Genomic DNA, 22,153 nt, shown 5'->3' on the forward strand with positions numbered 1-22,153 from the left:
GATGAACTGTGTTAAAAGTCAATAAAAAGTCGAAATATTATTTGGCAAACTCAAAATCATTGACGAACAAGGTTTGGTTTTTAACCACCCCAAAAACTTGTCTGATTAATTTGTTCATCACGGCAATCATAGCGACTTTGTGAGCTTTACCCAAGGCTCTTTGCCTTTGATAAACAGCCACACAGGCCAGGTTATATTTTTTAGCACTTCGGGCAGCCATATAAAGAATCGCTCTGACATAACCCAGTCCGGTTTTAGCCAGCCCATAGTTTTTGTGTACACTTTTGGAGGAGTGTTTTTCGATGGGAACAATTCCTAAGAACTTAAGTACTTGCTTGACATTGCTAAAGTTCTTAAACCCATCACTGGCGATAATCAAAGCATTGGCAGAGGCATCACCGATACCCACTACTGATTTGATTAAACCAAACAAGTGTTTATGTTGGTCATCATCTAAAGTAAAGAGTTCCTCTTTAAATTTAGTGATTTGTATTTGCAAGGTCATTTGCAATAATTCTAAACTTTCAATGACTAACTTGTCAGCTCTTGGGTCAAAAGACAAGGCATGAAGTTGATTCTCATAGGCTTGTTTCTGAGTCATTAAAGTGGATAAATGTTTCCTTTTTTGTCTGAGATGATGCAAATGCTCATCTTCGATACTGGTGGGAGCAGGTTGATAATTGGCTCCATACAAGCTTAATAAGGCTGCATCCACTCCATCATGCTGATGAGTAACTTTCATACTTTTGACAAACCCTTTGCTTTGGCTTGGAGTGATTACACTAAAAGTAATCTCATGAAGCGTTAAAGCATAGCTTAATGGAAGATTATAAGTACCAGTTTGTTCAAAAATAATATGTACATTTTCACCAAGTGTCTCAATCCACTGATTGATAGCTTCTATAGTATTGTCGATAGTTTGTACAGGAAGTTTGATGAATTTGGATGAAGCTTGACTTAAGCCCTGAGCGATGACTAACTCATGGCTTCCCACATCGATACCTATGTACTGTTTGTTTATAGTCATTGTTTTAAAATAGTTTATTTCATGCTTATAACATCATCGTTTGAAGAGATCTATGTCCCAGTGAACTGTCCATAATCGCATGAAGTGGGTAAGTTGGCTATTAGCATCACTCCAGATATATTTTACCAATTTAGCGTCAATATGACCAACTTAACCGTGTCTTAATTTTATTGTATCTTAACTATAAACCAAATTTTATTCCGACTTTGCAATACTACGATTTGGCGATTGAGCGATTGAGTGATTAATAGGTATTCCCAATTTAATCACTCAATCGCTAACTCACTCAATTATTTCTTAATTATCCCCTCAAGCACCTTCGCATCGCCATCAATATTTTCTGGCACCTTGATGCCCAATAGTGTGGCAACAAAAGGATAAACATGGATATTCTGAAATTCGGGAATCGTTTTTCTCTTTTTGATATTCGGGCCTTGGGCATAAAAAATTGCCCCCATTTCAGGAGTTGTGTAAGGGTCGAAACCATGTGCACCCCATATTTTTTTAGCTATTGGTTTCTTAGCCAAACTTGCTCTCGAATAAAAGCTATAGCCTGCCTCTGCCATCAGTGTTAAATCTCCTATGCGTGGATGGTCAGTATAATGCAAATTTGCAGGAAGGTCAGCTTTTCTATAGACTTTAAAATGACTTTGTTTATTAGCTATACGATGTAGAATACTATCTTCTTTGGCTTTATTTTTCAGAAAAATATTGGCATGTGTACCGCTGTTTACAAAAACAATATCATTATTATCAATATCTTCCAATACATCTTCTGTATAAATAAATTTATCCGGTTCGTTTTTCATTTCATACATCCCGTGGTCTGAGGTCAGAATTACATTCACAGGTAAGTCTATTTTCTCCAAGCCTGTCATCAACATATTTACCAGGCTATCGGCCTCCATCACAGCAGCCCTTGTTTCAGGGGCATTCGGTCCATAATTATGGCCTTGCGTATCTATCATCGAAAAATAGATAGTTATCATATGCGGCCGCTCCGCTTTGGGTAAATGCAACCAGTCAAACACCGCTTCTATTCTTTTCTTGTTCGGTATTTTTTCATTGTAAATATGATAATAGGTCGGATGAGACCCTGCAATGGGTGCTTCAGAACCTACCCAGAAATAAGAAGCCGCCTTCATACCGTTTTGCTGTACCAATTGCCAGATAGGTAAACCACCGTAGTAATAAGGGTCTTCTACTTTTGCTCTCTGACTGATTGAATAAAAAGTATCACGATTTACATCATAAAAAGTATTATCTACTAAACCATGATGCGCAGGATATAAGCCTGTAACCAAAGTATAATGATTGGGAAAAGTCTTACTCGGATACGAAGGAAGCATTTTTGTAGCGGCCGCACCTTTTTTAATAAACTTTTTAATGTGTTTTGGCTTATACTTCTGTACATAATCATGGCGAAAGCCATCAAAAGAAACCATAATTACATAAGGTACCTCTTTAGCCTGGCTAAAAACTGAGAAACTACAAAAAAGGAATAGCATACTTGCCAATCCGGGTTTTGATAATCTTAACATACAGATATTTATTGTTGATGAATCAGAAAACTCAAAAAATTAAGAGCATCTTAAAGGTTTTAAGATGCTCTTACAGATAAAAGAAAACAAACAAATTCTGACATTAGTCTCGCTTACTATTGCGTTTTTCTTCCTTGGCAGCACGTTTTTCTTTCAACGTTTTGGTTGATTCCTTTTTCGTTTCTTTTGCGGGCTTATCCTTTGCCATATCTATAATTGTTTGGTAATACTAAAGTAAATTAAACTGTTTTTATAACTTTTACTACTATCAAATTGTTAAAATTTCTTCCGGGATTTTTTTCAACAATTTAATGACAGCTTAAATAGCTCATATTCAATCGCTTTTTTCTTGTATCAGGTTAAATCCCATTCTTTGCGGTATTCTCTTGAAAGCAAGGCATTAGCTTCTTTGTCATGCCTGAATTTCTCTTTTTTTGCATTCCAATGCAGTTCTCTTCCTAATCTGTAAGAGATTAAACCAAGGTGCATAGGCATGGTCATCTGCCGTGCATATTCTAAATGAGACTCTGGCAAAGAACGATTTTTTACTGCCGTAACAAAATTTTGCTGATGCCCAGGCGAACGGGTAATAGTAACCGGAATCTCAGGAATATCTTTCATAACAACCCCGTTAATAGTTATTTCACGAGAACCGTAATCACACAGCAAAGTACCTTTTTCTCCTTCAAAATAAGCACCTATGCCTTTATTGGCAGCACCGGGTACATTAGGTGGCTGAGAAGTCCAATGCAGTTTAAGTCCTTCAAACTGGTAATCAATATCAATCCATTTGGGGGCATCACCAATACCTTCCGGTGCTTCTCCCTTGGCTTTAATGGTAGTCAAACCTTTAGGTTCTAAAGCCCACCACACCACATCAGCAATATGACACCAGAAATCCTGAAAAACCCCACCGGAATAATCTAAGAAATAACGATAGGTAAAGTGGCAACGCTCAGGGGTATATTTTGAGTAAGGTGCCGGCCCCAGCCACATATCCCAATTAAGTGAGGCAGGAGGTGCCTGATAATTTGCCGGGCCTAATACCGGAGGAGAACCTGTTTTCCAGAGTCTTACAGTATGTACTTTGCCAATAGCCCCACCTTTAATTAATTCTACTACTCTATGGTAATTATCTCCGGCATGAATCTGGGTACCTAACTGAAAAATGCGGTCGTGCTTCTTCATAGCCTTTAGCATCTGTTGCCCTTCTCTTACATTATAAGACAGTGGTTTTTCTCCATATACATCTTTACCTGCCTGAAAGGCCATAATAGCAATCTGGGCATGCCAGTGGTCGGGTGTGGCACAAGTAATGGCGTCAATGTCTTTACGGTCAAGCACATGGCGGAAATCGGCATACCCTTGTGCTTTGGTATCAGGCTGTTTAGATTGTAGGCTTTTGAGTGTCGTATTCAGGTGGTCTGAATCCAAATCACATAAGGCTACTATCTCTACTTCAGGTAAAGCAGCAAACCAGTTCATGTGACTATTGCCCATACCTCCCAGGCCAATATGTGCCACCCGAAGACGGTCGCTGGGTGCTACTTTACGCACCAGACCCGGAAGCAAGGTAAGACCTAATGCTGCAGTACTACTTTGTCGGATAAAATCACGACGATTGAGTGTGCTTTTCATTGTTGAATATTAATAGTGTAGGGGGTGAATATTTGAATAAAAGAATACGGATACAATTTAGAAAAATACTTGGACTGAAGCAAGGTTCTGTTAAATGCGCTCAAAATCTTTATTGGTTAGCCAGCATATTTAGAAGCATACATTGGGCAGAGATACCTTTCTTTTATGTATTAATTCGGCATAAAAATTGCTACTCTTTAATAAAAATACAGTCGTTTAATAAAAAAGTCTATTAAAATAATTAATTTATGTATATTTTTATAAGATTTTTTAAACCTAAATGCCCAGATTATACTCTTTACTTTTACTACTACTTGCTTTTTGTCAGTCGGTAAATGCCCAAACTATGTCCATTTCTTATAGTGGACAAAACCTTTGTCAAGGAAAAGTTGAAAAAATTGATTTTGTTACTTCAGGAAGTTTCAATGCAGACAATTATTTTAAAATTCAGCTTTCAGATGCTTCAGGAGACTTTACTAATCCTGTCGAATTAACCAGATTCTCGCAGACTTCTTTTCAGAAAGTTGCTTTTGTAGTGCCTGACAGTATAGCCGTAGGCACATCTTATCGTATCCGTGTCATTAGTACCAGTCCTGCTATGACAAGCATACCTACTGACGAATTAACAGTATCTGATTCCTGCCTCTCTCCTACGCCACTTCCTATAATAAGTTTACAGAGCCTTAGTTCAACACTGATATGTTCTGGTGCAACTGTTTCAGTTAACTGGAAAGTTACGGGTACGGCACTGGATTCAACTCATTTTTTTACTGTACAACTATCTGATGCCAACGGTAGTTTTGATTTGCCCTATACTGTTGCTGTAGCAGAAGCCAATGATACTACTGCCAGTTTTAGTATTCCTCAGGGTCTTATAGAAGGAACAAAATATAGAATCAGAGTAATAGCTACCAGTCCGGGTATTATCAGTAATACCAATGATACTGATGTAACTATTTTCTCAACACCGCCTGTTCCTTCCATTACAGTTGTTCCTGCTCAACCCTGCTTAGGCGATACTTTCAGGCTTATTGCCAATAATGGTGGCTTAGGAAAAACCAGTTTTTCATGGACAGGGCCGGTAACGGCATCAAAAGATACATTACTGATTACCTCGGGTAGCCCTGCGCATGAGGGTACTTATACCGTAACTATTCAAAGAAATGGTTGCTCTGCTTCTGCTTCTAAAAGTATAATGCTCAGTAATTGTAAACCTGCATGGTCGTGGGCGCTGACAGATAATTTCTGGACTAACACCTTTAATTATCCTTCAACCATCGTTGACACTGAAATAGATAGTGAAAATAATCTGTTTGTTGCAGGGTTCTATTCTCAAGCCATGAGCTTAGGCAATACCCTTCTAACTACACTCAATAGCAGCAATATTTTTTGCGATAATTCAGAGACGGCTGATAAACGAACAGGTTTTATTGCTAAAATTAATGCCGACGGTAAATTAGCTTGGTATAGAAAATGGAATACCCAAAGCACTACCAGCGATTATAAATATTGCGATTTAGCAATAGACAACGGTCAGGTTTTTTTAGTTTCGGAATTCAATGCTACCTCTGCCTGCCCCATTAATCCCGAGACTGGAGCTTCGTTAGTAGTAGCTGATGAAGAAGATTTTTCATTAGGCAATATTGCAGGCTCTTGTCGGTATGTTGTTTCAGATACACTTCCGAACCAATACGAATATCGTTATAAAGGACGCTTTACATGGTTAGCCAAATTTGACCTGAATGGTAACCTCAATATACTAACCAACCTTACCGAACTTAAATCCTGTGGTGTCACTACCAACGGTTTTGATAGCAGACCTGCTTATGGTTTGGGAGAAAAAGGCTACTACTCAATAAAGGCCCGTAATAATAAGTTATGGCTGTTATACACCTGGAATCAGGGTTTACCAAACACACTCCACTTTAGTGATGGCCACGAAATAAAAGATGAAGCAGCAGGATTAGTTGTGATGGAATTGAGCCAGAGTAATCTGAGTATCGTTAATTACCAGAAGGTAAATGTTTTCTCTCCATCAGGCTCTTTAGGTATGTCGAACCTTGAAATTGATGCGCAGAATAATATCATTGTAACAGGTTCTACTGCTACCATTGGTGTAGGTACAGCCGAAGCCGTTTCATTTGGCTCCTATCCGCTTATATTCGGTGATACCGATTATTTTGTAGCTAAATTCAATACTACCTCAAATAACTGGGCATGGGCCAATCGCTCGCAGGTTATTTTATTAGATGACAATGCCGATTCAGCACCCACCATCAAAACAGATTCACAGAATAATATCTATTTAGGTTTTTCTGTGAAAACATCTTATGGTGGCAATTTCGCTAATGTTAACTTACCAACTACTCCACAGGATTATGACGCCAATAATACTTCGGCTTTACTAAAACTGAATCCGAGTGGTGACGGACAATGGGTAAAACTGAATAATCATACCCTAAGAATCGGACGGAATAGCATGGGTATAGATAAGGATGATAATATTTACTTTACCAGTTATCTCAATAACTCTGCTACTGCCGACCGCTTTTTAATTAATGAACACCGTCTGCCTCAAAAAGACCTGGCAACCTTTAGCAGTGTGTCAGGAAATCCATTCGTAGCTATCTATAAACCCAATGGAGATTTAGCAGGCTCAGTGAGTAATATAAGGGTATATGATGCCCTTTATGTGAATGGTTTAGTGATAGACAATAACAAAAATATTATTCTGAGTGGCAGTAACTATGGTAGAGCCGATTTCGGGCAGATGAGTATTAATACTAATTTTGGTAATGCTGCCAATACCAACGATAACCGCCAAAGAGGTTTTATCACTAAAATTGATAATCCTGAAAGTATTGTTTTAGATTATACCAATACCCATCTGTGTACGGGCCTTGAAAATCAAATCAGTTTCAGCACTACAGGTAACCTTGAGAATACATCGTTTAGAGCTGAATTGGTTGAAACAACTACAAACCAAGTAATTACCGTAGCCACAGGCACTACAAGTCCACTCTCTTTTATAGTGGCAGATAGTCTGGCGGGCAAAAAATATTACGCCAGAGTTGTAAGTAACGATAATACAGTAGTAGGCACTATACGTGTAGATAAAATTGTCGAAATCAACACCACGCTTAAACCTGTCATTTCAAGTACATTATTAGGTACGGCTTCTGTACAGGGTATTTGTTACACTCAATTGCCCGACTACCGGATTCAAACCAATATTACAGGGGCGCATATTACCTTAAAAAGAAACGGAGAAACCATTTACGAGGGCGAAAATCTGGATTTTGCGCCTACTGAATCGCAAACGGGTATCTATAAGGTATTTGTTGAAAAACAAGGTTGTACAAGCGAAAGTGCAGAGTTAGATTTCAGGGTAAATCGCCCTGCCAGCGCAAAGCTCACAGGCACGCAGACAGTCAATGATTTTAATTCTCCTGTCTCGCTTTCTCTGGTATTAGAAGGGGGTGGTGAATATGAAGTAAATATTGATGGTATTCCATCGACCCTGAAACTTAATAATGCTACTGAAACAATAAAAGTCAACCCGACACAAAATACTACTTATACTTTAACTTCTGTTTCTAATTATTGTGGTTCCGGTACTATTGTCGGTTCAGCTACTATTTCACTTTGCCAGAACTCTCTGACACTCAGCAATCCTACTGACCATTATAATTCTGGCACAATTGTCAGACAGACCGATGCTAAGCATGGAGAAATTATAGCCAACAACACAATAACAGATAGTGCCAAAGTAACTTATAGTGCCGGAAGAAGCATTATACTCAGCCCTGGTTTTTCTGTTTCCGGTTCAGGTAATTTTACTGCCGAAATTAAAGGCTGTAATTATGTAGTAACAGACCCTGGAACTGGCAACGGGAATGGAAACGAAAATGGAAATGGAAACGGGAATGGAAATGGAAATGGTAACGGAAATGGAGGTGGCAACGAAAACGGGAATGGAAACGAAAATGGAAATGGTAACGGAAATGGAAATGGAGGTGGCAACGAAAACGGGAATGGAAACGAAAATGGAAATGGTAACGGAAATGGGAATGGCAACGAAAATGGAAATGGAAACGAAAATGGAAATGGGAATGGTAACGGCAACGAGAATGAAAATGAAAACGAAGAAGTCAAAGACACTAATTTTAAATTAGGTTTTCAGAAACTACACATTAACCGACCAACGATTGATAAAACTATTGCCGAAATGACCGAATTTGCTCAAAAAGGAGCAAAATTATTTGAAGTAACTATCAGGCTTGACGAAGTATTTAAAACACGCTCACAATTTGATGAGACCAACCCTGAGATTTTGAATGAGCACTGGTATTTGTATGATAAAATTATTAACCATGCCAAGAATACGTATGATTTTGTAGTACTTCGTATCAATGTAGATTATGACGATACACGCTATTATTTTCAGGATAGGAATGAATTTGACCCGACACAAGCTCCTTATGATAATTTTGATAATGCACTGTTTAATCTGTTCGGCGAAATTGTGCAAGACCAGTTCAATAATCCGGCTCGTGTAGCTTACGGCTCAGGTCATGGTTCGTTTTCGTCTCTCACAGCCATAGCTAAGATGAAAGGTTTTGTTCAGAAAGTAATGGACAGATACTACCCGGTACTGGGGCAAAAACTTTATTGGGTTTCAGTAGTTACGACGGCACAGTTTGAGACCGGTGCTAATTTTGAAAATAGCTGGGATGGTGAAAACTTCATTAGTCCTCATCCTTGTGAGTATGATTATTCGCCTGATAATATAAATGCGTTCAGATACTGGTTAGTAAACGAACACTATAATGGTTTAGCTGAACTAAATGCAGCCTACCATACCAATTACAGTGAATCAGGCCAGATTGAACCACCTAAAGTAGGTGTTGATAATATCCGGGCTATGACCTCAGAGCACCTGTTGGCAATGTATAACTCAGTAAAGTTTGAAGACTGGTACAAGTTTAATTACAAACAGATGAAGAACTTTCTGATAAGTTGTAAGAATGTTGTCAAGTCTAAAAATAATACTATTAAATTCTGTTTTGAGTCCGGCTCGGTTGCTGACCAGCTAAGTGCCGCCCGCAAAACCCTTGATGTGCCTGATATCAATACCTTTGCTGATGTATTGAAAACCAATACTGCAACCATGAGTTTCGGAGGACAACACATGTGGGACGGAGATATTGTAAGGTCTAATTTTACCGGAGAAATCCAGACAGAAATCAATGAAATGGATGTGGTGAATATGGCAGGGGTTACAGAACCTACCTTAGTAAAACAAAAAATGCTTGAATATTCAAAAGCTGCTTATCTGAATAAATCGAGAGCTATTATTTTTGTGGCAGAGAAAGATACGCCTTATTATACCAACTCTTTAGAGGCTTTAGGAGAATTAAATGCCTGGATTAATAACCATACTGAAAAGTTTACCGAAGGTGAAACCATTTATATAAACTTATCTGACTTAATCAGGAATTTCTCACAGGCCATTACGCCATTCTACAATATTTCAGCTTCACTGCCGAAGAGTGGTTATGAGAAACGCCCAAAAATTGTTATTAATAATAATACGGCTACTCCATCAGGAAATTAAATCATCGATAACCTGATGCAACATTTTTAGAAAAAATACTGTTAGGTTTTTATAATTGGTTCAGCATTAATGCTGAACTGACTCAAACCTACGCAATCTCTTTTTTGTGAAACATTTAGCTTACCTCAACAAGTTTCTGCTTAAATACAAATGGTATCTGATATTGGGTACTATTTTCACTATTATTTCTAACCTTTTTGGTGTTATTCCGGCACAGGTTGTGCGCCATGCCCTTGATTTGGTTAAGGAAACCATTGATGTTTATTTCCTTTTCGATAATACCGGTATCCAAAAAAATATGTATGATGTTTTTACGACAAGTATCAGCATCTATGGGTTATTAATTTTAGTGATGGCCATTCTGAAAGGTATTTTCCTTTTTGCAGTTCGGCAGACACTTATTGTCATGTCAAGGCATATTGAGTATGACCTCAAAAACGAAATTTATGCCCACTACCAAAGTCTTCCGCTGAGTTTTTACCGAAAGAATAATACCGGAGATCTGATGGCTCGTATTTCGGAAGATGTCAGCAAAGTGAGAATGTATATAGGGCCTTCGATTATGTACCTGATGAATATGGCAGTTCTGGTTGTTCTTGTATTGAGCTATATGTTTTCTATCAATGCCCGACTGACCTGGTGGGTTCTGTTACCCATGCCTCTATTATCTGCCAGTATCTTTTTTGTCAGTACATCTGTCAACAAACGTTCTGAAGAAATCCAGCGAAGTCTTTCGCATTTGTCAACTTTTGTGCAGGAAGCCTTTTCAGGTATCAGAGTACTGAAAGCATTTGCCCGTGAAGACGACTCTGTGAAGCGTTTCAGAAAAGAGAGCAATGTATATAAAGCCAAATCATTGGCACTTACCCGATTTGATGCCCTTTTTACCCCTACTATTGCTTTATTAATTGGTTTAAGTACAGTTTTGTGCGTCTATATAGGTGGACAGGAAATTATTGCAGGCAGGCTGACCCCCGGTAATATCACCGAGTTTATCATGTATGTATTTATGCTTACCTGGCCTTTAACTGCTCTGGGTTGGACATCAAGCCAGATTCAACGGGCGGCGGCTTCACAACAACGTATCAATGAGTTTTTACATATCAAAACTGATATTGTTTCAGAAAAGAACCTGACTAAAGAAATTCAGGGCAGTATTACATTCAGAAATGTGCATTTCACTTATACCGATTCAGGTATTCATGCCCTGAAAGATTTTAATCTGCATATTAAAGCCGGAGAATCGGTAGCCATATTAGGCACGACAGGGTCAGGCAAAAGCACGATTGCTAACCTGATTGTAAGAATGTACGATGCTACCGAAGGAGAAATTCTGATTGATGGTATAGCTATTAAAGATTATAATATTCAGCACGTGCGTAGCCAGATGGGTTATGTACCGCAAGAAGTATTCCTGTTTTCGGATACCATTCTGAATAATGCTAAGTTTGGTTCTCCTGATATTACAGACGAGCGTATCATAAAAGCAGTAAAAGATGCCGACCTCTATAAAAATATCATGGATTTCCCTAATAAATTTGAGACCAAATTAGGTGAGCGCGGGATTACCTTATCAGGTGGACAAAAACAACGTTTGTCTATTGCCCGTGCCATTGCCCGTGAACCTAAAATATTAGTTTTAGATGACTGCCTTTCAGCCGTTGATACCAATACCGAAAATATCATTCTGAATAATTTAGAGAGAATCATGCAGAATCGTACTTCGGTTATTATCTCTCACCGTGTTTCCTCAGCCAAATTAGCCGATAAAATTCTGATGCTCGATGAAGGGGTAGTAATTGAGCAAGGCACACACGAAGAATTGTTGAAGAAAGACGGTGCTTATAAAGAATTATACGAGAAACAATTGCAGGGAGAGGAAGTGTGATAAACCCACTAATGGAGCAATATTATATTTAAACAAACTATATATAATAAAATCTACCCTCCTAATCGAATTTATACACTCAAATACAAACCACAATCAGTAGCTTATCGTTAACTACTTGTAATATCAAAAAATATTTTTTGAATATAGACATATATTTATTGTTTATCAATAATATTTTATTAATTTTGACATATCAAATTAATTTCAACAATTATGTCAAAAACAAACAACTTCGTATTTTGGGGCTTATACATTGTGGCTTGGGTCATTTTTGTCGGCTTATCCATTGAAGCAGGAGGCTTAATAGTAAATTTCTTTTTCAGTCTGTATAAGCCTGAATTTGTCCAGAATCTTTATCAAAAGTTGGACTTAACTCAAATGTATAATGAAAGTAAGTTAGCTTTTTTCGGCATCTATAGCTTTATTCTAATCATTTCAATTTCAAAAGCCTGCCTATTTTATATAGTTATCAGACTCATGCACACAATGGATTTATCAAAACCTTTTAACACTTTTGTTTCGAGACAAATTTCACAAATTAGTTATTACACCCTTTCAATCGGGCTGTTAAGTTATATTGCCAGACAGTTAGCTAAAAATTTAACGCATTACGGTTTTGTTACCGACCCTTTAAATCAATTCTGGGCAGACAGTGACGCCTTTATTTTAATGGGAGCTGTCATTTATATTATTGCTACTATTTTCAAAAAGGGAGTAGATATTCAAAACGAAAATGATTTAACTGTATAAGCTATGGCAATCATTGTAAATTTAGATGTAATGATGGCAAAGCGGAAGATATCACTGAATGAACTTTCTGAAAAAGTTGGGCTGACGTTATCGAACCTTTCTATTTTAAAGACAGGAAAAGCAAAGGCAATCAGATTTAGTACACTGGAAACAATCTGTAATGTATTGGATTGCCAGCCAGGTGACATTTTGGAATATGTTAATGACGAACAAAAAACAACGACCCGCTAATATTGATATTGGTGCAAATGGGGCAGGTCGTTGAAAATTCGACTATTTGCATCGTTGTACTCTACTAATAATCTTGCCATTATTAGTAATATTTATCTTTGCAACGAGACAAGAACGGGTGTACTTGCTTCGTTGCAATTTCCCATTATTAGCTTCAAATACTCACTTTATCCTCAATTCTTTACGCGATATACTTCAAAAACTCAGCCTTTGTAGCCTCCTGCTGAAATTTACCGCCATAAAAACTGGTGATGGTAGTTGATGTATCGTCTTGTACCCCACGTGAGGCCACGCATAAGTGTTTGGCATCCATTACCACGGCTACATCTTCTGTACCCAATACTTTTTGTAATTCTTTAGCAATTTGCATCGTCAGGCGTTCCTGCACTTGTGGTCTTTTGGCAAAATACTGAACTATTCTGTTCAGTTTCGATAAGCCAATTACTTTGCCATTAGCAATATAGGCTACATGCGCTTTGCCAAAAATAGGCACAAAATGGTGTTCGCAATTAGAGTAGAACGAAATGTCCTTTTCTACCAGCATTTCATTGTACTGATACTTATTATCGAAAAGGGTAACAGATGGTTTATTCTCCGGGTTAAGCCCGCTAAAAATCTCTTTCACATACATTTTTGCCACTCGCTTAGGCGTACCTTTCAATGAATCATCGGTTAAATCCAATCCTAAGGTATCCATTATCTGGCGGAAATAGTATTCAATCTGCGCTATCTTCTCCTCATCTTTCATTTCAAAAGCATCGGCACGCATAGGGGTATCTACAGAAGTGTTCAGGTGGTCGTCGCCAATCTCCTCGTCCGTAAGGGCAATTTTAGTATCGTCTTCAAATAACAGGGTATTCAACAAAGTTTCGTTCGGTTTCATATAATCTGATTCTTAGGTCTAAATGATCCGGCAGTTTTGCCCTCAATTTCTCATAAATTACAACTGCGATATTTTCAGCCGATGGATTAATATCTTTAAATTCTTCGGTATCCAGATTCAGATTTTTATGGTCAAACTTATCCAGAATCTCTACTTTTATTAAATCACTTAACAGCTTCATATCCATAACATAGCCCGATTCAGGGTCAATATCTCCGATTACCTGCACTACAAGGTCATAGTTATGCCCGTGGAAATTGTAATTATTACATTTTCCATACACACGTTCATTTTTCTCATCTGGCCAATTAGGATTATTAAGGCGATGAGCAGCATTGAAATGTTCTTTTCTGAACACCGCAACTCGTTTAGAACTCATTATTTTTCTTGATTTAAACGCTTTGAGTATTTGTTTCAAATACCAAATGTGTGAAATTTCAGGGATTTAGTCTCAAAGTTTAAAAGTCGTCTGAAAGGTTGTCAGCAACACTCTTAAACTAAATCAGTGAGAATTTTTCTTTTAACTAAAATGCTTTTTTGTTTTATACTAACATAACAAAATTGCTTACAAAAAGTTGCAAGATGTATTAGACTATTGATAAAAATACTGACAATCAACATTTTGAATTTACATAAATACGTATGTAACAGCGAATAGAAACGGTCTGCCGTCGCAGTCGCCGTCTAAATTAACAACGGTATTTTTTATTGCAAGGCCGGACTTAAGCGGCCGCCGCGCGGTCCGGCTCATACAGACAATAATTCCTTTGTTATTTTAGACACTGACTTCAGTCGGTGAAACACAGAAGGCTAACTATTGGGAACAAAAAAACTCACTCCCCTGAAGAATCAAGAAAGTGAGCCTGGTTTTAAACAAAGGGATTCTATCGTGTACTAAAAATCTTTTTTACTCCTTGGGCTATTTTTTAAAATTAAGCTTTAATATATTCTTTGCAATCTCTCTGCCATTTTTTTGTCCGTTCTCATTGGCCATCCGATACTGAACCCCTGCAAATAGCTGTGCTACAGTAGCTTCATTGGTATACTCTTCAAAAGACTTAAACGAACGGTTAGGTAAACTTCCCTGATAAGTATTATCGGTAAAGGCATAGTTTTCTCCAAAAACTGAGGTCAGTATTTCAGCACTTGCGCCCGAAATCGTTGCGTTGTCGGATGTATATGATGGTACTGGCTGTGTAGCAACCAATGGTAACCAACCGGGTGCAATGGCTTGTCTGATGTAAGTAACAGGTGCCATCAGGTTATAATTATACTTTAATTTCCAGCAAACCACAAAGGCATCGTTCATGGTTAAACCTAACTTAATATATACCTCTGCCGCTTTATCCAATTTAGATTTTTCTTTTTTCAAAGCAATGTTGGCGATACTAAAACTATGTCCGGCTGGTGTAATACCGGCATCTGCCCAGAAATTAGCCAATGCTTTTTGATCTGCCGTCAGGGCTTTATTTATCGTATATACTTCTTTAGCCGCATTATACATGGTTGAATTTTCTTTGAACGAAAATGCAATCGGTGCCAATGGCACTACTGTATTATTGAGCGATGAAAAATTACGGTTTTTTCCCCAGTAAGGCAACAAAGGTGTTTTCTGGTTACTTACAGGCTCCCATGAACCAATAGCTATGGGTACTTTATAAGTAGTCGAAAAATTATTATTCCAACCCTCGTTTCCGCCATCGGTTTTCGAGTAATCCCAGATAGCTTTGGCAATATCTGCCCCGAAATTAATTGAACGCTCTATTAACTGCTGGTTGGTTATACCTGTTTTAAGTGCCGCTTCTGATACCCGACGCAAAGAGTCTATAGACGCCTTGTTATCGTCGTTAGTAGTGGCATATAATTCTTTTATCAGGGTAGAAATGGCAGCATTGGCTGCTATAGCCCAGTTATATTCTTTGGTTGAATCGGGAACGGGCAAGTTTTTTAATCCCGTAATTTTCCCTGTCAACGATTGATAACCGTCTAATCCATACACTACACTTTCATAAAAAGCAAGACTGGTATAAGCTAAACTACGAGCCGCAACAGGTGCTGCATAACCGGGCGTAGATTTTATCAGGCGCAGTTGCAGACTTGCCCAGTTAATAGCAAGGCTTGCATCGTATGTATTTGTTTTCTTTGATTCAACAGCAGGGGCGATTACTTCTTTGTCGGTTTTATCCTTACAAGAAGAAAGCAGAATAGTAAGTATGCAAGTTATGGCGTATAAAGTTACCTTTACGCGTTTTATTGAGAATACTGCGTATAGATTCCTCATATATTTTTTCTTATGTTCCTGACCTAAAAATCTATTTAAAACAAAATCAAAAACCTTGCCAAAAGACCGGGTAAAGTTTTCTATTCTTATTTAGATGAAGAAAATTTTAGGATTCCAACTAATGAGCATTTATTCGTTGGACTTTAACGGAAATTTTCCTGCTTTATGCTCATGTGCCATTTCTACATAATGTTCTGCACTCATAGCTAACTTTTCGGCTATTTCGGGCAACAGGGTTTTTATTACTCTGGCGGGTGTGCCTACTGCCATTGAGTAATCAGGAATTTCCATATTTTCTGTTACCAAAGCATTGGCTCCTATAATACAATACTTACCGATTTTTGCCCGATTCAATACAGTTGCTCTCATGCCAATCAACGAATAATCTCCTACAGTAGCCCCATGCACAATGGCTCCATGTCCTACGGTTACATTTTCACCAATTATTGTAGGTTCGCCAAAGTCAGCATGCAGAATAGCTCCATCCTGAATATTGGTGCGATTCCCAATTACAATTTTCTCAACATCAGCCCGAATCACTGCCGAGTACCATACCGAAACATCTTCGCCAAGTGTTACGTCGCCCATTACACTTGCATTTGGTGCAATAAAATATCCCATCATCTGTTTTTGAATAAGCCACGAATAAACACAAATGCTATGAATTTTCAAGAATCAATCTTCAAAAAAATCATAGCATTTATTAAAACTAATTCATATCAGATTACGGCCAGATGTCAGTAGGCTGGTGAAATTGTTTCCATGCACGCAGGTATTCCTGATATGCCTGTATTTTTGGCAATGTTTTTCCTTTCAGTTCGCCATCTGTACATTCACCTCTCCAGTTCCAGAGGCTATTGGTTTCTCTGTCTCTGAAACCCGCAGAGTCTTGTACAAAGTTTAGTATCTTACCCTCAACTGTTCTACCAAAAACATGGTAAGAGTGGTTATCTGGTTCTACAACAATGGCTATCGGTGTATCTCCGACTTTATCGTTCAGCGTAGTTAGCTTAACCAGATTTTTCCAGGCGTAGGCTTTATTCTTTTTATCAATACTTACACCTACTACCCAACTTCTATCCATAATTTGTCAGGATTTGTCAAAGAATCCACATCCTTGCGCTGACGACGGTCGTAGTTTTTCAAGTCATTGTATTCTTCTGTAAAAGTATCATCAGCCTGAAAAACCTGACCATCAGGGTATTGTACAAAAAATGATTTCAATGTCATTTGCTCAGATGGGATAATTGCCAGTTGCTTGCCTGCCTGTTCGCCTATTACAGCTTCTCCGGTTGCCTGATACCACCACGATTTGGTAGCTGCATCTTCTATCACCGCATTATAATGTCTGGCCCCTACTAAACGGAAAACCTGTTTTTTGCCATCAACAGTAGGGTCAAAAACCAGACCTGAGCGGCACATAGTGCAATAAGTAACCAATACAGGTTTATCACCCACATTATCCTGTATCTTGTGGTGATACCCCACAAACTTGATTGGGTAGGCTTTGGCTATTCCCCCATTCACAACCGTCATCACCACAAGGCTGTCAGGTACTTTATTGTCTTTTTGAGTAGCAAACTGAATTTTGCCGGGTTCTTTAAACATTACTTCTGCTCTGTACGAAACGTCAGTAAAATAATACAGACCTGCGGCTATCAATACAATGACCACTAATAAAATCTTTTGTTTTATGCTGCCTTGAGTAATGTAAGACCAGGCCGGATAAATCAGTAATACCAGACCTATAATTCTTGAAGGAAAAATGATTTTTTCAAGAAAATAGGTAAGTTTAATTGCCTCTAAATCCTGACTACCCGGAAAAGGCATCAGTAGATAAGCCTGTAAGAAGGCAGGTAGAATAAGGCAAATGGTACCTATCCAGAACAAACTTTTTTTAATTGTAGGGGTCATTGTATTCAGGTTATGGTAAAAGTCGCCTCCCCGAGGCGACCCGATAATAGACTTATATTTTCAACCCGAATGATACATTCACACTTCTGCCATCTGATGACCATACGCCGGGACCAGGATAAAAACTCGGACGTTTGGTGAAGTATTGTTCATTCGTCAGGTTATTAATATTCAGTTTCACCATCATACTTTTTGTCAGACGATACGTTGCATTAAGGTCTAATAGTCCATAAGAAGGCACAAGACCTACTGCTCCATTGGCTGATGGTTTTACAGTATTTAAAGCATCGGCATAGCTTTCGGCTGTATAGCTGTATAGTGCTGTTATGCTTAGTTTCGTATAACGGAATGTTATTCCGTTGCGGCTTATCCATTCAGGGGTACTTTCTACTTTGTTGCCTTTTACGCTCACATTTTTGTCGCCTACTCTTAATGTGGCATCCAGATAATGCGCATCCATATAAGCAGTAGAGGTAAAGATTGAGAACGTTGCCTTTTGTGATAAACGGGTATCGTACTCTACGAATGTTTCGATACCATTGGTACGTGAATCCCCAATATTCGTACGTAAATAATAAAAAGCACCATTGGCTTCTGTACCATAGGTAACACCCATCCGGTTGTTATATTGAATCTGAAAAGCACTTATATCCCATTTCCAGTGTTCGGTATTGCCTCTATAACCAATTTCAGCATTGTATCCATAGGCGTCTTTCAGATTTTTATCTATTTTCTCGTAAGTAGCCGAAGGGATAATATCCTTAAATACTACCGGACGGTACGCCTGTGCAAAACCTGCATAGAGATTCTGCGATTGACTCAACTGATAATTGGCATTCAGCCCTAATAATGGAAACTTATGCGTAATAGTAGTTGCCAACTGATTAGCATCATAATACGCAATCTTACCACTTAGGTTCGACTCCCCTACCTCTACTCTTATCCCCGGAGTAAGTGAGAATTTAGAAGTAATGGCAAATCGGTTTTCGGCAAAAAAGGCAAAATTCTTTGTTTTCAGGTGCATATCCCGTACAAAATCACCTATTTTAGATAAATCAAAATCTACACCTGTGGTACCTTTTCCTAATTGCTGGCGATTCAGGTCATTATTCATTAACTGGATACCTGCTACTAAAATAGATGACACTTTGCCTAAATTATAATTATGTAACAACCGTGCTTCTACTGTAAAACTTTTAAAATTGTCAATATCCACCTGACGATTGGCATATTGTAAAGTAACAGGGTCTATGGCATCTACTATGTTTACGGTTCTATCAAACAAAACACTATTTCTGGCACCAAATACGCCTGATGCTACAAACGAAGCACGGGTGCGTGGGCTCAAACGGAAATCTGCCGTGAATGATGGCACGTAGATACTTGGGTTAAAGTAATTACGTGCACGGCTCGCCTGACGAGGATTGGCATAAAACACACTATCGCTCAACGGCCCCGGTACATGATAGAGGTATTTTGAATGTTTGAAATCGGCTTTTAGCGTAACTTTTGAAGAAGCCTGATAAATTAATCCGAGCGCCTCTCCACTATAATCACTTTCCGAATTATCACGGTATCCATCAGAATGTCTTCTTGAATAATAACTATAGTATTGCAATTTCCCTATCTTTCCACTTATCCCATTATAAGTACTCACTAAACCAAAAGAGCCAATTGAGTTAATTGTCTCAAAACTAAAAGCCTTTGTGGTATCGGGCTGTTTAGAAATAAAATTCAGCATACCGCCAAACTGTGCGCCATATTGTAAAGAACCTGTACCACGTACTAACTGAATGGTCTGAATGGCTTCCATAGGTAAACTGAAATGGCTCGCCGGATAGGCATACATATCTGAATTAGTAATGATACCATCGGCACGAAAATTATACTCCCAACCACGGTGCGGGTCAAGTCCACGGGTTGAAATATTAGTCTGGTTGCCTGTACCGTCCATGTCGTAAACAAATACGCCCGGTATTTTAGCGAATATCTGACGAGGTGTTTTTTCGGCAATATTGGCATCAGTCCCCAGCACATTAATCACTTCACTTTTCTTTCCACCAAACAGATAAGTACCTTGTGTAAGAGGCAATCGCTCAATAGAATTTTTGTAACGTTGTTCTAAAATATTTACCTCTTCTAATTCTTTTACTTTTACCGAATCTATTTGTTGAGCATATATATTTGTAAAGCATACCATCAGTATGCATAGTAATTGTATTGACTTCATAAAAATATTCTTTGGAAGCAAAATATGCTGAACAGGCTTGTATTCCTGTGCGTTTTTTTGCTTCAATTAATACTGATTTTATTAAAAGAAAATAGGTATAACACCCTCATGAGAAGGATATTATACCGGGTACTCGTTATATAAAATCAGGTTAACTCAGGCGGAGGTGAATGTAGCAAATGTATGACCTGCTCATTCGACTGGTGTGGTTCTGTATAAAAAGAGGTTTGATATAAACCGGTAATTGGCTCATTTAAGCCAAGCAATACTTCATCAGAAAGGTAAACTTTCTGTAAATCTCCAAACAATTTAATGAGTTTCCCTAATGGGCTGTGCGGTGTATCTGTTTCGGTATCAGTCATTCCCAGAATCAGAGATGCCAGTTCTGTAAAACGTTCCTGCGCATTCTGGTTCGACTTTAAAATTACATACAGGGTATCATTCTCCTGATACTCATGCATAATATTATAAAAATCATTCCCACTTCTTATCAAGCCATCTTTCTCTACACTATTATAATGTGCGTTTGAAGTAGCAGCAGGAATTTTTATAATTTTCCATTTATCGTCAATAATAATATTGGAGCTTGTGCGGTAATTATCTTCAAAAAACAAAGTAGCTATCGTCAGCCCAAACATATTGTAGAGCAGAAGCAATAATAGGCCGATAGCGATAAGTTTTTTCAATGTAGATATTTATCAAAAATACTAAAAACTTTCATTTTTAATAAAACTCTGCATACCTATCAGCTATGCAGAGTCTGTAAATTTTTAACTAAAAACAAAACACAAAATAATTCCTTAAACGAATCTTGTTTCGGCAATTGCACTTAATCATTTGTTAGAAACTCTGCACACCAATCGATGTGCAGAGTATAATTGTCAACCTATGATTAAATCAAAACTAAGATTCAATAGCTTTATGTCATTTGCCGATGCTTTTCATGGCATCAAAACTGGCATAACCTTCTTCTGCAATACGAATACCTCTTGGTATATACACTTGTGGGTCGGTAGGTGCCCAGGTACCCAAACCATCTACATACCTGTTGAACAGACAGAAGGCAGCGGCAATCAGTACCGTATCATGAATTTCTTTATCACTTGCCCCTACATTACGAGCCGCTTCTACCTGCGCTGTTGTTACGTTTTTTCCACCCCTTTGCACGCTTGCAGCAATGGCTAACAATGCCTTTAGCTTGTCTGAAATAGGGGCTTCTTCATAATTCTGTTTGATTTGTCCAATCAATTTTCCATCATCTTCCAGATAACATTGAGCGGCGGCACCATGCACACTCTGGCAAAACAAACAATCATTCAGATAAGAAACATAGGTAGCTATTGTTTCACGTTCACCTCTTGAAAGACTGTTGTTTTCGTCTCTCAATAAGACTTCTGCCAAAGCATTCAACGGGCGAGCCGTATCAGGCCGAAAAGCCATTAATCCTCTGATACCCGGTAGTAGTTCTTCTTCTGGTAATTTGATGTAGGCCATTGTCTGTTTCTTTATGAGTAACAGCGAATAAATTCGCTGGCTAAAATAAATAAGGTAATTTCATCATTCAGGTGCAGACTAAAGTCTGCACGCAACATAATTTTACTTTTTAGGTGCATAACCCAGCCCTTCTGCAATCATCTTGCCTCTCTGACGGAAAACCTCCGGGTCTTCAATAGCAGCTATTCCCATCCCGTCTATATAGCGGTTAAAAAAACAGAAAGTAGCGGCTATAATTACTGTATCATGTATTTCTATATCTGTGGCACCTAATTCTCTCGCTTTGCTTATCTGGCTTTCAGAAACATGCTTTCCTCCTTTCTGTACACTTGCAGCAATTGAAAGTAAAGCCTTTAGTTTATCCGAAATCGGTGCATTTTCATAGTCTTCTTTGATTTGCTCAATCAGGGCTTCGTTATCAGCCAAGTAACAAGCCGCTACTGCTCCATGCACACCTTCACATAACTGGCAATCATTCAACTTTGAAACGAACATACCTATAATCTCACGCTCGGCTTTTGTTAATCCTTCCTCAATACATAAAATCCCTTCGGTAAAGGCGCCTAAGTGCGGAGCGAGATGTGGACGAAAAGCCATCAATCCTCGCATACCTACTGCACCTTCGGGTAACTGAATATATGCCATACGCTTGTTAA

Annotated in this window: 17 protein-coding genes; 4 read left to right on the forward strand and 13 right to left on the reverse strand. The window is 38.3% G+C overall.

What is annotated here, in order from left to right:
• Positions 1-37: 37 nt before the first annotated feature.
• The 3 genes from EWM59_RS11215 to EWM59_RS11225 form a co-directional block, all read right to left on the reverse strand.
• Entirely contained in the window at positions 38-1,027 is a 990-nt protein-coding gene (locus tag EWM59_RS11215; RefSeq protein WP_130021068.1) for a transposase, read from the reverse strand.
• 290 nt (positions 1,028-1,317) lie between these two features.
• Positions 1,318-2,568 carry an alkaline phosphatase family protein gene (locus tag EWM59_RS11220; RefSeq protein ID WP_130021069.1) on the reverse strand — a complete coding sequence of 417 codons (1,251 nt, stop codon included), beginning with the start codon at positions 2,566-2,568 and terminating at the stop codon, positions 1,318-1,320.
• Between the two features lie 354 nt (positions 2,569-2,922).
• Positions 2,923-4,206, reverse strand: coding sequence for a Gfo/Idh/MocA family protein (locus EWM59_RS11225; protein ID WP_130021070.1), 1,284 nt, complete (start codon positions 4,204-4,206; stop codon positions 2,923-2,925).
• A gap of 280 nt (positions 4,207-4,486) precedes the next feature.
• Here EWM59_RS11225 and EWM59_RS28235 point away from each other — a divergent pair, with 280 nt between their 5' ends.
• The 4 genes from EWM59_RS28235 to EWM59_RS11245 all read left to right on the forward strand — a co-directional run bounded on the left by EWM59_RS28235 (position 4,487) and on the right by EWM59_RS11245 (position 12,695).
• Positions 4,487-9,823, forward strand: a complete 5,337-nt coding sequence (locus EWM59_RS28235) for a fibronectin type III domain-containing protein (protein WP_207219971.1) — start codon at positions 4,487-4,489, stop codon at positions 9,821-9,823.
• Between the two features lie 106 nt (positions 9,824-9,929).
• Positions 9,930-11,711 (forward strand): ABC transporter ATP-binding protein, encoded by a 1,782-nt coding sequence (locus tag EWM59_RS11235; protein WP_130021071.1) that lies wholly within the window; start codon positions 9,930-9,932, stop codon positions 11,709-11,711.
• Between the two features lie 216 nt (positions 11,712-11,927).
• On the forward strand, positions 11,928-12,464 hold the full coding sequence (locus tag EWM59_RS11240; protein ID WP_130021072.1) for a DUF2975 domain-containing protein: 537 nt from the start codon (positions 11,928-11,930) through the stop codon (positions 12,462-12,464).
• Positions 12,465-12,467: 3 nt separating this feature from the next.
• A complete protein-coding gene (locus EWM59_RS11245; protein WP_130021073.1) occupies positions 12,468-12,695 on the forward strand; it encodes a helix-turn-helix domain-containing protein in 228 nt (75 codons plus the stop codon).
• A gap of 181 nt (positions 12,696-12,876) precedes the next feature.
• Here EWM59_RS11245 and folE read toward each other — a convergent pair whose 3' ends face one another.
• From folE to EWM59_RS11295, 10 genes are all read right to left on the reverse strand, one after another.
• Positions 12,877-13,578, reverse strand: a complete 702-nt coding sequence (gene folE / locus EWM59_RS11250) for a GTP cyclohydrolase I FolE (protein ID WP_130021074.1) — start codon at positions 13,576-13,578, stop codon at positions 12,877-12,879.
• Complete coding sequence (locus EWM59_RS11255; RefSeq protein WP_130021075.1) at positions 13,538-13,957, reverse strand: 6-pyruvoyl trahydropterin synthase family protein; 420 nt, start codon at positions 13,955-13,957, stop codon at positions 13,538-13,540. Before EWM59_RS11255 ends, folE begins: the two co-directional genes overlap by 41 nt.
• A 540-nt stretch (positions 13,958-14,497) precedes the next feature.
• Entirely contained in the window at positions 14,498-15,859 is a 1,362-nt protein-coding gene (locus EWM59_RS11260) for a vanadium-dependent haloperoxidase (RefSeq protein WP_130021076.1), read from the reverse strand.
• Positions 15,860-15,988: 129 nt separating this feature from the next.
• Entirely contained in the window at positions 15,989-16,483 is a 495-nt protein-coding gene (locus EWM59_RS11265; protein ID WP_229239338.1) for a gamma carbonic anhydrase family protein, read from the reverse strand.
• 100 nt (positions 16,484-16,583) lie between these two features.
• Positions 16,584-16,943, reverse strand: coding sequence for a DUF3179 domain-containing (seleno)protein (locus EWM59_RS28560; protein WP_130021077.1), 360 nt, complete (start codon positions 16,941-16,943; stop codon positions 16,584-16,586).
• Positions 16,925-17,773, reverse strand: coding sequence for a DUF3179 domain-containing (seleno)protein (locus tag EWM59_RS28565; protein ID WP_130021078.1), 849 nt, complete (start codon positions 17,771-17,773; stop codon positions 16,925-16,927). Before EWM59_RS28565 ends, EWM59_RS28560 begins: the two co-directional genes overlap by 19 nt.
• A 52-nt stretch (positions 17,774-17,825) precedes the next feature.
• Positions 17,826-20,003, reverse strand: coding sequence for a TonB-dependent receptor family protein (locus tag EWM59_RS11280; RefSeq protein WP_130021079.1), 2,178 nt, complete (start codon positions 20,001-20,003; stop codon positions 17,826-17,828).
• 146 nt (positions 20,004-20,149) lie between these two features.
• Complete coding sequence (locus tag EWM59_RS11285) at positions 20,150-20,689, reverse strand: hypothetical protein (RefSeq protein WP_130021080.1); 540 nt, start codon at positions 20,687-20,689, stop codon at positions 20,150-20,152.
• 238 nt (positions 20,690-20,927) lie between these two features.
• A complete protein-coding gene (locus EWM59_RS11290; protein WP_130021081.1) occupies positions 20,928-21,497 on the reverse strand; it encodes a carboxymuconolactone decarboxylase family protein in 570 nt (189 codons plus the stop codon).
• A gap of 102 nt (positions 21,498-21,599) precedes the next feature.
• A complete protein-coding gene (locus tag EWM59_RS11295; protein WP_130021082.1) occupies positions 21,600-22,142 on the reverse strand; it encodes a carboxymuconolactone decarboxylase family protein in 543 nt (180 codons plus the stop codon).
• Positions 22,143-22,153: the final 11 nt, after the last annotated feature.

Source organism: Emticicia agri, assembly GCF_004168285.1.
GTDB classification, from domain to species: domain Bacteria; phylum Bacteroidota; class Bacteroidia; order Cytophagales; family Spirosomataceae; genus Emticicia; species Emticicia agri.